Source organism: Streptomyces sp. NPDC021225 (assembly GCF_044332865.1).
Taxonomy (GTDB): domain Bacteria; phylum Actinomycetota; class Actinomycetes; order Streptomycetales; family Streptomycetaceae; genus Streptomyces.
On sequence record NZ_JBIRPV010000005.1, the window covers coordinates 20,565 to 34,345 of the forward strand.

Sequence of the window (13,781 nt, forward strand, 5' to 3'; positions counted from 1 at the left end):
CCTCCGGCGCGGCGGTGCGGGGCGCGCCCTGTCCGTCACGGGCGAAGCCGCAGGCCGCGGGGGGTGGGATGGAATCCGGCTCCTTCCAGGGCGCGCCCCGTAGGGGAGGACAGCGCGGCCGCCCCGTTGACCCGCTCCACGGTCACCGTGCCCAGCGAGCCCGCGCGCGCGGCCTGGGCGAGCGCCTCGACCGCCGCGTCGAGCCGGGTGTCGTCGTGCCATGCGAGGAGCGTCTTGCCGCCGCGCTCCATATAGAGGGTCAGCTCTCCGTCGACGAGGACGACCAGGGACCCCGCCTTCCGGCCCGGCCGGTGGTTCGCGTCGGCGGGCGGGTCGGGCCAGGGGAGGGCGGCGCCGTACGCGTTGGCCGGGTCGGCCGCGGCGAGGAGGACGGCGCGGCGGGCGGGGTCGCCGGTGTCACGGGCCGTGTTGACCGCGCGGAGCCGGTCGACCGCCCCGTCCATGGCGAACTGGGCGGCGCCGAGCCCCTCGACCACATAGCCGCGGCGGGCCTGGCCGCTGTCCTCGAAGGCGGACAGCACCCGGTAGGCGGCGGAGAACCCGCCCTCGACGCCCTCGGCGGCGACCGCGCCGCGGGTCACCACCCCATGGCGGTCGAGGAGCGTACGGGCCAGAGCGTGGGCGCGGTGGGTGGGCTCCGGCTCGCGCTCGGGCAGCAGGGACCAGCGGCCCGCCACGGTGGGCGGTCCGTTACGGGAGGCGGTGGGGCGGCCGGTGAGGCTGCCGTAGCGGCCCCGGGGGACCGCGCGCCTGGCCCGGTGGGCGGTGGAGCCGGCCGTGCGTCCCGAGCCCATCAGGGCGCGCAGCGGGGCGAGGGTGTCGCCGGTGAGCCGGCCGGACCAGGCCAGGTCCCAGACGGCCTCGGCGAGCTGAGGGTCCTGGACGTCGTGTCCGGCGGCCCGGACCTGCTCGGAGATCTGGCGGAAGAACAGGCCGTAGCCACCGGCCAGTGCGTCCAGCACGGCCTGGTGGAGCGGGCCGATCTCCAGCGGGTGCGGCGGGTGCAGCAGCAGCGGAGCGGCCTCGGAGAGGTGGAGGGTGACCCAGCCGTCCTTGCCGGGCAGCGCGCCCGCCCCGGCCCAGACCACCTCCCCGCTCGCGGTGAGCTCGTCGAGCATGGTGGCGGTGTAGTCGCCGACCCGGGAGGGCAGGACCAGCTTCTCCAGCGCGGAGGCGGGCACCGGGGCGCCCTGGAGCTGCTCGACGGCGCGCACCAGCCCGTCGATCCCGCGCAGGCTGTGGGTGCCCAGGTGCTGCCAGCGGGGGAGGAAGGAGGCGAGCGCGGTCGGCGGGACGGGCTCCAGCTCGTGGCGTAGCGCGGCCAGGGAGCGGCGGCGCAGCCGGCGCAGCACGGTGGCGTCGCACCACTCCTGGCTGACCCCGGCAGGGGCGAACTCGCCCTGGACGATGCGGCCGCCCGCCGCGAGGCTGTGCAGCGCCCCGTCGGTGACGGCGGTGCCCAGGCCGAAGCGGGCCGCGGCCTGGGCGGAGGTGAAGGGGCCGTGGGTGCGGGCGAAGCGGGCCAGGAGATCGCCGAGCGGATCCTTGACCGGCTCGGTGAACGCCTCGGGGACCCCGACGGGCAGCGCCGTGCCCAGCGCGTCCCGCAGCCGCCCCGCGTCCTCGACGGCCGCCCAGTGGTCCTGCCCGGCGATACGGACGCGGATGGCCCGGCGGGCCCCCGACAGCTCCCGCGCCCACTGGGGGTCGGCGCCGCGCTCGGACAGCTCGGCGTCGGTGAGCGGCCCCAGGAGGCGCAGCAGGTCGGCGACGCCCTCGGCGTCCTTGACCCGGCGGTCTTCGGTGAGCCACTGGAGCTCGCGCTCCAGCTCGGCCAGGACGTCGGGGTCGAGCAGCTCGCGCAGCTCGGCCTGGCCGAGGAGCTCGGCCAGGAGCCGGGAGTCGAGGGAGAGCGCGGCGGCCCGGCGCTCGGCCAGGGGGGAGTCGCCCTCGTACAGGAACTGCGCCACATAGCCGAAGAGCAGCGAGCGGGCGAACGGGGACGGCTCCGGGGTGGTCACCTCCACCAGCCGGACCCGGCGGGACTCGAGGTCGCCCATGAGCTCGGTGAGCCCGGGGACGTCGAACACGTCCTGGAGGCATTCGCGGACGGCCTCGAGAACGATCGGGAACGACCCGAACTCGCTCGCCACCTGGAGCAGCTGCGAGGCCCGCTGGCGCTGCTGCCACAGCGGGGTGCGCTTGCCGGGGTTGCGGCGGGGCAGCAGCAGGGCGCGGGCCGCGCACTCGCGGAAGCGCGAGGCGAACAGCGCCGAGCCGCCGACCTGGTCGGTGACGATCTGGCCGACCTCGTCCTTGTCGAAGGCGACATCGGCCGCCCCGACGGGGGACTGCTCGAAGTCGTACTCCCGGCCCTGGGCGGCCGGGTCGGCGTCCAGCAGGTCCAGACCCATCAGGTCCGCGTCGGGCAGCCGCAGCACGATGCCGTCGTCCGCGTGCATCGCCTGCGCGTCCAGCCCGAACCGCTCGGACAGCCGCGCCCCCAGCGCCAGCGCCCAGGGGGCGTGGACCTGCGCGCCGAAGGGGGAGTGGATGACGACGCGCCAGTCGCCCAGCTCGTCCCGGAAGCGCTCCACGACGATGGTGCGGTCGTCCGGCACATGGCCGCAGGCGCGGCGCTGCTCGTCCAGATACGCCAGGACGTTGTCGGCGGCCCAGTCGTCGAGCCCGGCGGCCAGCAGCCGCTCCCGGGCCGCCTCGGGGGTCATGCCGACGATCTCCCGGAGGAAGGCGCCCAGCGCGCGGCCGAGCTCCAGCGGACGGCCCAGCTGGTCGCCCTTCCAGAACGGGAGGCGGCCGGGGACACCGGGGGCGGGGGTGACCACGACCCGGTCGCGGGTGATGTCCTCGATCCGCCATGAGGTGGTGCCGAGGGTGAACACATCGCCCACCCGCGACTCGTAGACCATCTCCTCGTCGAGCTCGCCTACCCTGCCCCCGCCCTTCTTCGGGTCGGCACCCGCCAGGAAGACCCCGAACAGGCCCCGGTCGGGGATCGTGCCGCCCGAGGTGACCGCCAGCCGCTGCGCCCCCGGGCGGCCGGTGACCGTATTGGCCACGCGGTCCCACACCAGGCGCGGCCGCAGCTCCGCGAAGGCGTCGGACGGATAGCGGCCCGCGAGCATGTCGAGGACCGAGACGAAGGCGGACTCGGGGAGCGCGGCGAAGGGGGCGGCGCGGCGGACCAGGGCCAGCAGCTCGTCCACGTCCCAGGTGTCCACGGCCGTCATGGCGACGAGCTGCTGGGCCAGCACGTCCAGCGGGTTGGCGGGCACGCGCAGCGACTCGATGGCCCCCTCGCGCATCCGCTCGGTGACCACCGCGGCCTGCACCAGGTCGCCGCGGTACTTGGGGAAGACCACGCCGGTGGAGACCGCGCCCACCTGATGGCCGGCGCGGCCCACGCGTTGGAGCCCGGAGGCCACCGACGGCGGCGACTCGACCTGGACGACGAGGTCGACCGCGCCCATGTCGATGCCCAGCTCCAGGCTGGAGGTGGCCACCACGGCGGGCAGCCGGCCCGCCTTGAGGTCCTCCTCCACCAGCGCCCGCTGCTCCTTGGACACCGAGCCGTGGTGCGCGCGGGCCAGCAGCGCGGGCGCCCCCTTGGCCGCGCCCGACTCGGCCATCAGCTCGGCGGGGGAGTGGTCCTCGGGCAGGGCCGCCCCCGTGGCCCGCTCGTAGGCGATCTCGTTGAGCCGGTTGCACAGCCGCTCGGCGAGGCGGCGGGAGTTGGCGAAGACGATCGTCGAGCGGTGGGCCTGCACCAGATCGGCGATCCGCTCCTCCACATGGGGCCAGATCGACGGCTTCTCGCCCGTGTCGGTGTCGCCGTCCCGCACGGGCGAGCCGCCCAGCTCGCCCAGGTCCTCGACCGGGACCACCACCGTCAGGTCGAACTCCTTGTCCGACCGCGGCTGGACGATCTCCACCTTGCGTCGCGGCGACAGAAAGCGCGCCACCTCGTCCACCGGCCGCACGGTCGCCGAGAGGCCGATCCGCCGGGCCGGGCGGGTCAGCAGCTCGTCGAGCCGCTCCAGGGAGAGCGCGAGATGCGCGCCGCGCTTGGTCCCGGCGACGGCGTGCACCTCGTCGAGGATCACCGTCTCCACACCGCGCAGCGCCTCCCGCGCGGACGAGGTGAGCATCAGGAACAGCGACTCGGGGGTGGTGATCAGGATGTCCGGCGGGCGGTTGACCAGCGCGCGGCGCTCGGCGGCCGGGGTGTCGCCGGAGCGGACGCCCACCCGGATCTCCGGCTCGGGCAGCCCGAGCCGCACGGACTCCTGGCGGATGCCGGTGAGCGGGCTGCGGAGGTTGCGCTCGACGTCCACCGCCAGGGCCTTGAGCGGCGAGATGTACAACACCCGGCAGCGCTGCCGGGCCTCGGCCGGCGGGGGCGTGCTCGCCAGCCGGTCGAGCGCGGCGAGGAACGCGGCCAGGGTCTTGCCGGAGCCGGTGGGGGCCACGACCAGCACGTCCGAGCCCTCGCCGATCGCCCGCCAGGCGCCCTCCTGCGCCGCTGTGGGCGCGATGAAGGCACCCGCGAACCATCCGCGGGTGGCGGGGGAGAATCCGTCGAGCGCTGGGCCTGCCATGCCCTCCATCGTGCACCGCACCACTGACAACGGGCGGACCCGCAGGTCACGGCCCCGGGCTGGTGGTTCCGCGGCTCGGTTCGCGGCGCACAATGACCCTATGGACACCAGGCGGCGGGCAGGGGAGTGGGCACGGCACTGGCGCTGGACCGCGCTGCCGGGTCTGGACCTGCTGCGGGCCCGCTATGTGCGCCACACCTTCCCCCTGCACTCCCACGACGGATATGTGTTCGGCGCGGTCACCCGCGGGGTGGAGGAGGTCGGGCTGCCGGGCGGCATCGAGCGGGCCGGCCCCGGCACCGTCGTCATGATCAACCCGGAGGTGCCGCACACCGCGCGCGCCGGGGTGCCGGAGGGCTGGGCCTACGCCACGCTCTATCCCTCCGCGTCGGTGATCGCCGACATCGCGGCCGAGACCACCACGGTCCGCGGCACGGTCTGGTTCGCCGAGGCCATGGTCGAGGACGCGCACGCCGCGCGGCTCATCGGCGAGGTGCACCGGGCGGCCGAGGAGGGCGAAGCGCTCGCCGCCGACAGCCTGCTGCGCGTCACTGTCGCCCATCTGCTGCGTCACCACGGCGGCCCGCTCCCCGCGCGCACGGCGCGCAGCGCGGGAGCGTGCTCGGCGGCGCGCGCCCGCGAGCTCCTCGAGGAGCGGATGGCCGACCCGCCCACCCTGGAGCGGCTGGCGGCAGAGCTCGGCACGGGCCCCTTCGCCCTGCTGCGCGCGTTCCGCGCCGCCTACGGGATGCCGCCGCACACCTGGCTCACCGACGCCCGGGTGCGCCGGGCCCGCCGCCTGCTGGACGGCGGGGCCGCCCCCGCCGAGGCCGCCATCGCCGTCGGCTTCACCGACCAGCCCCATCTGAACCGGCACTTCACCCGGATCGTCGGAGTGCCGCCGGGCGCCTACCGGCGCGAGCGCGCCGCCAGGCCGTAGGCAGTAGGCCCCGGCGTGAGCAGGTGCAAGAACGTACAAGACCGGGCGCCATCCGGTCTCCTAACGTGCGGGGCGTGGCAGAACAGATCGACATACGTATCGGCTCCGAGCCCAAGGCGAGCGCGGCCGTGGTCCGTGACGCGCTGGGCGTCGGGGTCGCGGTCGGGCTCTCCGGCTTCGCCTTCGGCGTGACATCGGCGGGCGCCGGCCTCAGCATCGCGCAGAGCTGCGCGCTCAGCCTCCTCGTCTTCACCGGCGCCTCGCAGTTCGCCCTCGTCGGTGCGCTGGCGGCGGGCGGCAACCCGCTCACCGCCGCCGCGGGGGCGTTCTTCCTGGGCGTGCGCAACGCGTTCTACGGGCTGCGGCTGTCCGGCCTCCTCGGACTGCCCCGGCCCGTGCGTCCGCTGGCCGCGCACTGGGTCATCGACGAGACCTCCGCCGTCGCCCTCGCGCAGCCCGACCGGCGCACCGCGCGGCTCGGCTTCACCGTCACCGGCCTGAGCCTGTACGTCCTGTGGAACCTGACCACGCTGGCCGGCGCCGTCGGGGCGAACGCCCTCGGCGACACCGCCGCCTGGGGCCTGGACGCCGCCGGGCCCGCGGTCTTCCTCGCCCTGCTGGCGCCCATGCTCCGCGGCACGGTCGAGCGGGCCGCGGCCGGCCTCGGGGTGCTGCTCGTCCTCGGCTGTCTGCCGCTGCTGCCCGCCGGGGTGCCGGTCCTGGTGGCGGCGCTCGCCGCACCCGCCGTCCTCGCCGCCCAAGGCCTGCGTGCCCGGCGCGCCACCGGGGAGGGCGGGGTCCGTTGAGCACCTGGATCGCCATCGGCGTCACCGCGGCCGGGTGCTACCTGGCCAAACTGCTGGGCCTTTCGGTGCCCGCCGGGGCCCTCGAGCGCCCGGCCGTCCGGCGCCTGGCCGCGTTGCTCCCCGTCGCGCTGCTGGCCGCGCTCACCGCTCAGCAGACCTTCGGCGACGGGCAGCACCTGGTCCTCGACGCGCGCGCGGCCGGGCTCGGCGCGGCGGCGCTCGCCCTGGTGCTGCGCGCCCCCTTTCTGGTGGTGGTCGCCGTCGCGGTGATCGTCACCGCGGGTGTACGGGCGCTCTAGTCCAGAGCGCGGCCGTACGCGCGCAGCGTCAGCAGGGCCTCGATGGTTACGATCGGCCGCCGTTCCAGGGCCGCACCGGGCGGGCCCGGGCGCAGGTGGGGGAGGGGCCAGCCGCCGTCCTCGCCCTGGGAGGCGGCGAGGAAGTCCAGCGACCGCTCCACCTCGGCGTCGGTGAACCACGGACGGGCCGACGAGTCCGGGGTGCGCGCCATCTCGTGTACGAAGATCCGCTCGCCCGGGGCGCGGCCCTCGGCGGGCGGACGGTCCTCGGCGGGCTCGGGGTCCAGCGTCACCAGCCCCAGTTTGCGCACCCGCCGCCCGAGCCGCTCCGCCGCCGCCAGCGCTCGGGGGCGGTCCGGCGCCCCGTCGAGGAAGGCGGCGGCCGCCAGCACCTCGCGCGGACGGGGCGCGGCGCCCTCCGCCAGGGCCGCGACGGCCGCCCAGCAGAAGTCCGTCGCCCGGAACAGCCAGGCGTGCCACACGTCGTTGCGGTGCAGCAGGCCCACCACCGGACCGGTGGCGCGCAGATCGCCGGCCGAGCCGTCCGCCGCGGGATTCCAGGAGGCCACCGCGGCGCCGGGCGGGGCGGGGCGGTGTGCCGGGAGCGCGCCGTCCGGGGTGGTGATCTCCGTCAGATAGCGGCACAGGAGCTCCACGCGCCGCCCCGCGCAGCGGCCGATCCCGTCCAGGACGCGCAGCGCGTGCGCGGCGTGCTGCGGCCTGCTGTGCGGGCCGCGCAGATCCGGCTCCAGGGCGTGGCCGTAGCCCCCGTCGTCGCCCAGGTACGCGGCCAGCGCGGTCTCGACCGGATCGGCGCCGCCGCCCAGGAAGTGGTACGCGAATCTGCGCTGCTCGAGCACCCGGGCGGTCAGCCACACGAACTGCTCGGCGCGGGCGAGCGGGGAGGAGGGGACTGCTGCGGATCGGTCCATGGGCCGACCGTAGGCCGCAAAGCGCTGTCGCACGGCGGCTCGCGTCCGACTGCACTCCCAGGAGCGCGATACTGATCGCATGCGGTTGACGGACTTCTGGCAGCGGATGGCGGACTACTTCGGAGAGGGGTACGCGGACTCCTTCGCACGTGATCATGTGATGTCCGAGCTCGGTGGTCGTACCGTGCACCAGGCGCTGGACGCCGGCTGGGAGGCCAAGGCCGTCTGGCGCGGGGTGTGCGTCGCCCTGGAGATTCCGGCCGACAAGCGCTGATCGGCCGCCGGGCCCGCGGCCCCGGAGTTGCGGGGTGGCCGGAATTCTTCCACGGATGTACGCCACACTTGCCCAGTGGCCCCAGCAGAAGAGACCCTCCCGCCCGACGCCGACGGCGTCCCCGCCAGCCCCGAGGCTGCCGCCGCCCCCGGGGCGCGGCCCGACGCGCGCATGCCGCGCTGGCTGCCGCGCGCCATGGTGCTCGCGCTCGCCCTGGTGGCCTGTTATCGACTGGCCACCTGGGCCTTCGACCAGCTGACCGGACTGCTCCTCAACATCCTGATCGCGTTCTTCCTCGCGCTCGCCGTCGAACCGGCCGTGGACCGGATGGCGGCGCGCGGCATGCGCCGCGGGGCGGCCACCGGGCTGGTCTTCCTCGGCATCCTGATCGGTGTCGCCGGGTTCTTCACCCTGCTCGGCTCGATGCTCGCCGACCAGATCATGACCATGGTCGAGGACTTCCCGAAGTACCTCGACCAGCTGGTCAGCTGGATCAACGAGACGTTCCACACCGAGCTCTCGCGGGTCGAGGTCCAGGACAGCCTGCTCCACTCGGACTGGCTTCAGAACTACGTCAAGAACAGCGCGGACAACGTGCTGGACGTCTCCACGCAGGTCCTCGGGGGGCTCTTCAAGGTCCTGACGGTGGCCCTCTTCGCCTTCTACTTCGCCGCCGACGGCCCCCGGCTGCGCCGCGCCCTGTGCTCGGTCCTGCCGCCGACCCGGCAGACCGAGGTGTTGCGCGCCTGGGAGATCGCGGTCGCCAAGACCGGCGGCTACATCTACTCGCGCGGCCTGATGGCGCTGATCTCCGGCATAGCGCACTACGTCCTGCTGGAGTGGCTGGGCGTGCCCTATGCCCCGGCGCTGGCCGTCTGGGTGGGGCTGATCTCGCAGTTCATCCCGACCATCGGCACCTACATGGCAGGCGCCCTGCCGATGCTGATCGCGTTCACCGTCGAGCCCTGGTACGCGCTGTGGGTGCTGGTCTTCGTCGTGGTCTACCAGCAGTTCGAGAACTATCTGCTTCAGCCGCGCATCACCGCCAGGACGGTGGACATCCACCCGGCGGTCTCCTTCGGCTCGGTGATCGCGGGCACCGCGCTGCTCGGTGCGGTGGGCGCGCTGATCGCGATCCCGGCGACCGCGACGCTCCAGGCGTTCCTCGGCGCGTACATCAAGCGGTATGACGTCACAGACGACCTGCGGGTCAAGGGCCGGACGCGGCGGCAGCGCGGGATGTCGGCCCTGGCACGGGCGCGGGACATGCTGAAGCGGCGTGGTTGACACAAAAATCGAACATCCATTCTCATGGTGGATCTCGCCTGAGTTATCCACAGGCGGAGGACGTCCGGGCCGCTTGTCAGTGGCAGGCGTTAGCGTCGTGGACGTGAAGCGATCGACTCAAGCAAACCGGGTGGAACCCATGGCAGGAACCGACCGCGAGAAGGCGCTCGACGCCGCGCTCGCACAGATTGAACGGCAATTCGGCAAAGGCGCCGTGATGCGGATGGGCGAGCGGCCGAACGAGCCGATCGAGGTGATTCCCACCGGATCGACCGCGCTCGACGTGGCCCTCGGCGTCGGCGGCCTGCCGCGCGGCCGTGTGGTGGAGGTCTTCGGCCCCGAGTCCTCCGGTAAGACCACCCTGACCCTCCACGCGGTGGCGAACGCCCAGCGAGCCGGCGGCGCGGTCGCGTTCGTGGACGCGGAGCACGCCCTCGACCCGGACTACGCGCAGAAGCTGGGCGTGGACACCGACTCCCTCATCCTGTCCCAGCCGGACAACGGCGAGCAGGCGCTCGAGATTGTCGACATGCTGGTCCGCTCCGGCGCGCTCGACCTCATCGTCATCGACTCCGTCGCCGCCCTGGTGCCGCGGGCGGAGATCGAGGGCGAGATGGGCGACTCCCACGTCGGTCTGCAGGCCCGGCTGATGAGCCAGGCGCTCCGTAAGATCACCAGCGCGCTCAACCAGTCCAAGACCACCGCGATCTTCATCAACCAGCTTCGCGAGAAGATCGGCGTCATGTTCGGCTCCCCCGAGACGACGACCGGTGGCCGGGCGCTGAAGTTCTACGCCTCGGTGCGCCTGGACATCCGCCGCATCGAAACCCTCAAGGACGGCACCGACGCGGTCGGCAACCGCACCCGTGTCAAGGTCGTCAAGAACAAGGTCGCGCCGCCCTTCAAGCAGGCCGAGTTCGACATCCTCTACGGCCAGGGCATCAGCCGCGAGGGCGGCCTGATCGACATGGGCGTGGAGCACGGCTTCGTCCGCAAGTCCGGCGCTTGGTACACCTACGAGGGCGACCAGCTCGGCCAGGGCAAGGAGAACGCCCGGAACTTCCTGAAGGACAACCCCGATCTCGCCAACGAGATCGAGCGGAAAATCAAGGAAAAGCTGGGCATCGGCGTCAAGCGGGAGGAGCCGGCCGCCGAGTCCGGCGCCGAGGCGGCCGGAGCTGTCGCGCCCGCCGCCGCGCCCGCCAAGGCGGCGCCCGCTGCGGCGGCCAAGGCCGGAACGAAGGCGGCCAAGACTGCCGCGGCCAAGAGCTGACCGTGACGCGGCGGACCGACTGGCCGGACGGCCAAGGCCGTCCGGCCGGCCCGGACAGCGGCGCCCCCTCCTCGTCGAGGGCCGAGCAGGGGCCGCCGCGCAGCCCGGAGGAGCAGGCGCGGGCGATCTGTCTGCGCCTGCTCACCGGGACCCCGCGCACGCGCAGACAGCTCGCGGACGCGCTGCGCACCCGCGGCATCCCCGACGAGGTGGCGCAGGAGGTGCTGTCCCGGTTCGAGGACGTCGGGCTGATCGACGACGCGGCGTTCGCGGACGCCTGGGTGGAGTCCCGCCACCACAGCCGGGGCCTCGCCCGCCGCGCGCTCGCCCGTGAGCTGCGCACCAAGGGCGTGGACTCGGCCCTGATCGACGAGGCTGTGGGGCAGCTCGACGCCGAGCAGGAGGAGCGCACCGCGCGTGAGCTGGTCGAGCGCAAGCTGAGGGCCACCCGCGGCCTCGACCGGGAGAAGCGGCTGCGCCGCCTGGCGGGGATGCTCGCCCGCAAGGGCTATGCGGAGGGGGTGGCGCTGCGGGTGGTGCGGCGCGCGCTGGAGGAGGAGGGGGAGGACCCGGAACTGCTTGAGCGGCATCTGCCCGACGCGTAGCCGGGGCGGTCGCGGTGATCCCGGGCGAGGGCCTGTACCGGGTGGCCGCCGGTCGTGGGGAAGGGGGGTTAACCCGACGATCAAGAGGCCGGTCGGCAGGAGCGCCCCCGACCCCGGCCCCGTGGAATGGTGCGCTCATGACAGAGCACCCCACGCAGCGGGCCATGATGCTGCGCTACGCGATACGAACCCTGCGCGCCCGCAAGGGCGGATTCATCGGCGCGCTGCTCGCGTTGGTCTGCGCCTCGGCTCTGATCACCGCCTGTGGTGTGCTGCTGGAGACGGGCCTGCGCGGCTCCATTGCCACCGAGCGCTATGCCGCGACCCCTGTCGTCGTCTCGGCCGACCAGAACGTGCACAAGACCACCGTCAAGCACAAGAAGGGCAAGACGAAGGTCAAGCACAAGGCCAAGCCGCTGGCCGAGCATGTCTGGCTGCCGTATGACACGGTGCGCACCGTCCAGCGCGTCCCCGGCGTGCGCCGGGCCGTCCCCGAACTCACCTTCCCCGCCTACGCGGTGACGCCCGACGACCGCGTTCTGACCGGTCCCGGCGACACTCCCTCGTACGGCCACGCCTGGAGCTCCGCGCCGCTCACCCCGTTCGCCCTCACCCGCGGCAGCGCCCCGCGCTCAGCCGGGGATGTCGTCGTCGACCGCGAACTCGCGGCCCGCGCCGGTCTCGAGCCCGGCGACCGGCTCACCGTCCAGTCCACCGCCGCCCCCGCGCCTACCGCGTCACCGGTATCGCCGCGCCCGCCGACGGCGATCTGCGCCGGCAGACCAGCCTGTTCTTCACCGACGCCGAGGCCGACCGGCTCGCCGCCCGCCCCGGCCGGATCGCCGCCATCGGCGTGCTGGCCGAACCGGGCACGGACCCGGCCCGGCTGAAGCAGGACCTCGCCGCGGCCCTGAGCGGCACCAAGGCCCGGGTCCACACCGGCGGCGACCGCGGACCCGCCGAGTTCCCCGACGCGGCGGCCGCCCGTACCCGCCTGGTCAGCATGGGCGGCGCCATGGGCGGCACCTCGCTGCTGGTCGCGATCCTGGTCGTGGTCGGCACCTTCGCCCTCTCCATCCAGCAGCGCCACCGTGAGATCGCCCTGCTCCGCGCCATCGCCGCCACCCCGGGCCAGATCCGCCGCCTCCTCGGCCGGGAGGCCCTCGTCGTCGGCCTGGTGGCGGGCATCCTGGGCTCGCTCGCCGGACTGCCGCTCGCCCACTGGCTGTACGGCCGGTTCGTGGCGACCGGCGCCGTCCCCGCCACCCTGCACCTCGCGGTCGGCCTCTTCCCGATGGCCGCAGCCGTGGGCACCACGCTGTTCGGCGCCTGGGCGGCGGCCCGCATCTCCGCCCGCCGGATCGTCCGCATCCGGCCCGCCGAGGCCCTCTCCGAGGCCGCGGTCGAGCGCCCCCGCCCGGCCCTGGGGCGGGTGCTGGCCGGGCTGGCGCTGCTGGCCGGGGGCGTGGTCCTGGTCGTACTCCTCGGCCATCTGCACACCGAGCCCGCCTCGACGCCCGTCACCTACCTCGCCGTCGTCGTCCTCGCCGGGGCCGTCGCGCTGCTCGGCCCGCTGATCGTCCGCATGGCGGTGGCCATCCTGGCGCTGCCGCTGCGCATGGCCCGGCCCTGGGGCCGGCTGGCCGCCGCCAACCTGCGCGGCAACGCCACCCGGATGGCCACCGCCGTCACCCCGCTCGTGCTGCTGATCGGCATGGCCGCCACGGTCCTCTTCCTCCACCCCACGCTCGACGACGCCGCCCGCCGCCAGGCCAGGGACGGCAACCGCGCCGACTGGACGCTCGCCTCCCAGGGGCCGGGCGTGCCCGGGGCGGCGGCCACCGCGGTCCGCGGGACGCCGGGCGTCACGGCGGCGACCGAGGTGGTGCGGACTACCGTGCGCGTCGGCCTCGACAAGTACCCGGCTCAGGGCGTCACCCCCGAGGGGCTGACCCGGACCTGGGACCCGGACGTGACCCGCGGCTCCCTGGCCCGCTTCGGCGACGGCACGGTGGCCGTCAGCGAGGTCGCGGCCGACGGCCTGGGCCTGGCTCCCGGCGACACGTTGAAGCTCACGCTCGGGGACGGCACCCGCGCCGCCCTCACGGTCGTCGCCGTCTACGCCCGCGGACTGGGCTTCGGCGATCTGACCATGCCCCATGACCTGGTGGCGCGGCATGTCGACAATCCGCTGGCCTCGTCGGTACTCGTGGCCGCGGACCACGCCACGCGGGCCGGCCTGGCGAAGGCCGTGCGGGACTTTCCGGGGGTACGGGTCCTGGCCCCGGACCGGGTCGAGGAGCTGCGGGCCGCGACCGCGCGGTCGAACGCGGAGGTCGACTACATCGCGATGGGCCTCATCGTGGCCTTCACCGCCATCGCCGTCGTCAACACCCTGGCCATGTCCACCGCCGAGCGCGGCCGGGAGTTCGCGATGCTCAGGCTGGCCGGGGCCACCCGGCGCCAGGTGCTGCGGATGCTGCGGATCGAGACGGCGGGCCTGCTGCTGATCGCGGCCGTCCTGGGGACCGGCACGGCGCTGGCCGTCCTGACCGCGTTCAGCGTCGGCATGACGGGCGGCGCGGCGCCCACCGTCGTCCCGCTCGCCTACGGGCTCGTGCTGGGCCTCGCGGCCCTGCTGGCCTTCGCGGCGACGGTGCTGCCCGGGCGGCTGGCGCTGACGGCCCGTCCGGTGGACCTGGCCTCGGCCAAGGAGTGAGCGGGC

At 74.5% G+C, this 13,781-nt stretch carries 8 protein-coding genes and 2 pseudogenes; 8 read left to right on the forward strand and 2 right to left on the reverse strand.

Annotation, left to right across the window (positions count from 1 at the left end; translation table 11 throughout):
• Positions 1-35 precede the first annotated feature (35 nt).
• The gene (locus ACH4S9_RS22340) at positions 36-4,640 is read right to left on the reverse strand and encodes an ATP-dependent helicase (protein ID WP_398373666.1); all 4,605 of its coding nucleotides are present in this window, start codon (positions 4,638-4,640) and stop codon (positions 36-38) included.
• A gap of 100 nt (positions 4,641-4,740) precedes the next feature.
• Between ACH4S9_RS22340 and ACH4S9_RS22345 the strand changes: the two genes are divergently transcribed.
• The 3 genes from ACH4S9_RS22345 (at position 4,741) to ACH4S9_RS22355 (ending at position 6,685) form a co-directional block, all read left to right on the forward strand.
• On the forward strand, positions 4,741-5,580 hold the full coding sequence (locus tag ACH4S9_RS22345) for an AraC family ligand binding domain-containing protein (RefSeq protein WP_398373667.1): 840 nt from the start codon (positions 4,741-4,743) through the stop codon (positions 5,578-5,580).
• A 65-nt stretch (positions 5,581-5,645) separates the two neighbouring features.
• Positions 5,646-6,386 (forward strand): AzlC family ABC transporter permease, encoded by a 741-nt coding sequence (locus ACH4S9_RS22350; protein ID WP_311723830.1) that lies wholly within the window; start codon positions 5,646-5,648, stop codon positions 6,384-6,386.
• Complete coding sequence (locus ACH4S9_RS22355) at positions 6,383-6,685, forward strand: AzlD domain-containing protein (RefSeq protein ID WP_311723828.1); 303 nt, start codon at positions 6,383-6,385, stop codon at positions 6,683-6,685. Before ACH4S9_RS22350 ends, ACH4S9_RS22355 begins: the two co-directional genes overlap by 4 nt.
• On the opposite strand, the gene ACH4S9_RS22360 is transcribed toward ACH4S9_RS22355, so the two are convergent.
• Positions 6,682-7,617: a hypothetical protein gene (locus ACH4S9_RS22360; RefSeq protein WP_311723827.1), complete on the reverse strand. Its 936-nt coding sequence runs from the start codon at positions 7,615-7,617 to the stop codon at positions 6,682-6,684. The two genes, ACH4S9_RS22355 and ACH4S9_RS22360, sit on opposite strands and share 4 nt — an antisense overlap.
• A gap of 79 nt (positions 7,618-7,696) precedes the next feature.
• Between ACH4S9_RS22360 and ACH4S9_RS22365 the strand changes: the two genes are divergently transcribed.
• The 5 genes and pseudogenes from ACH4S9_RS22365 (at position 7,697) to ACH4S9_RS22385 (ending at position 13,775) form a co-directional block, all read left to right on the forward strand.
• Entirely contained in the window at positions 7,697-7,891 is a 195-nt protein-coding gene (locus tag ACH4S9_RS22365) for a DUF3046 domain-containing protein (protein ID WP_311723826.1), read from the forward strand.
• A 75-nt stretch (positions 7,892-7,966) separates the two neighbouring features.
• On the forward strand, positions 7,967-9,178 hold the full coding sequence (locus tag ACH4S9_RS22370; RefSeq protein WP_311723825.1) for an AI-2E family transporter: 1,212 nt from the start codon (positions 7,967-7,969) through the stop codon (positions 9,176-9,178).
• A gap of 139 nt (positions 9,179-9,317) precedes the next feature.
• Positions 9,318-10,451: a recombinase RecA gene (gene recA / locus ACH4S9_RS22375; protein WP_311723824.1), complete on the forward strand. Its 1,134-nt coding sequence runs from the start codon at positions 9,318-9,320 to the stop codon at positions 10,449-10,451.
• A pseudogene (recX, locus tag ACH4S9_RS22380) lies at positions 10,370-11,056 on the forward strand (recombination regulator RecX); the annotation flags it as partial. The gene recA and the pseudogene recX, both read left to right, overlap by 82 nt.
• A 164-nt stretch (positions 11,057-11,220) precedes the next feature.
• Positions 11,221-13,775: pseudogene (locus tag ACH4S9_RS22385) on the forward strand (ABC transporter permease).
• The last annotated feature ends 6 nt before the right edge of the window (positions 13,776-13,781 follow it).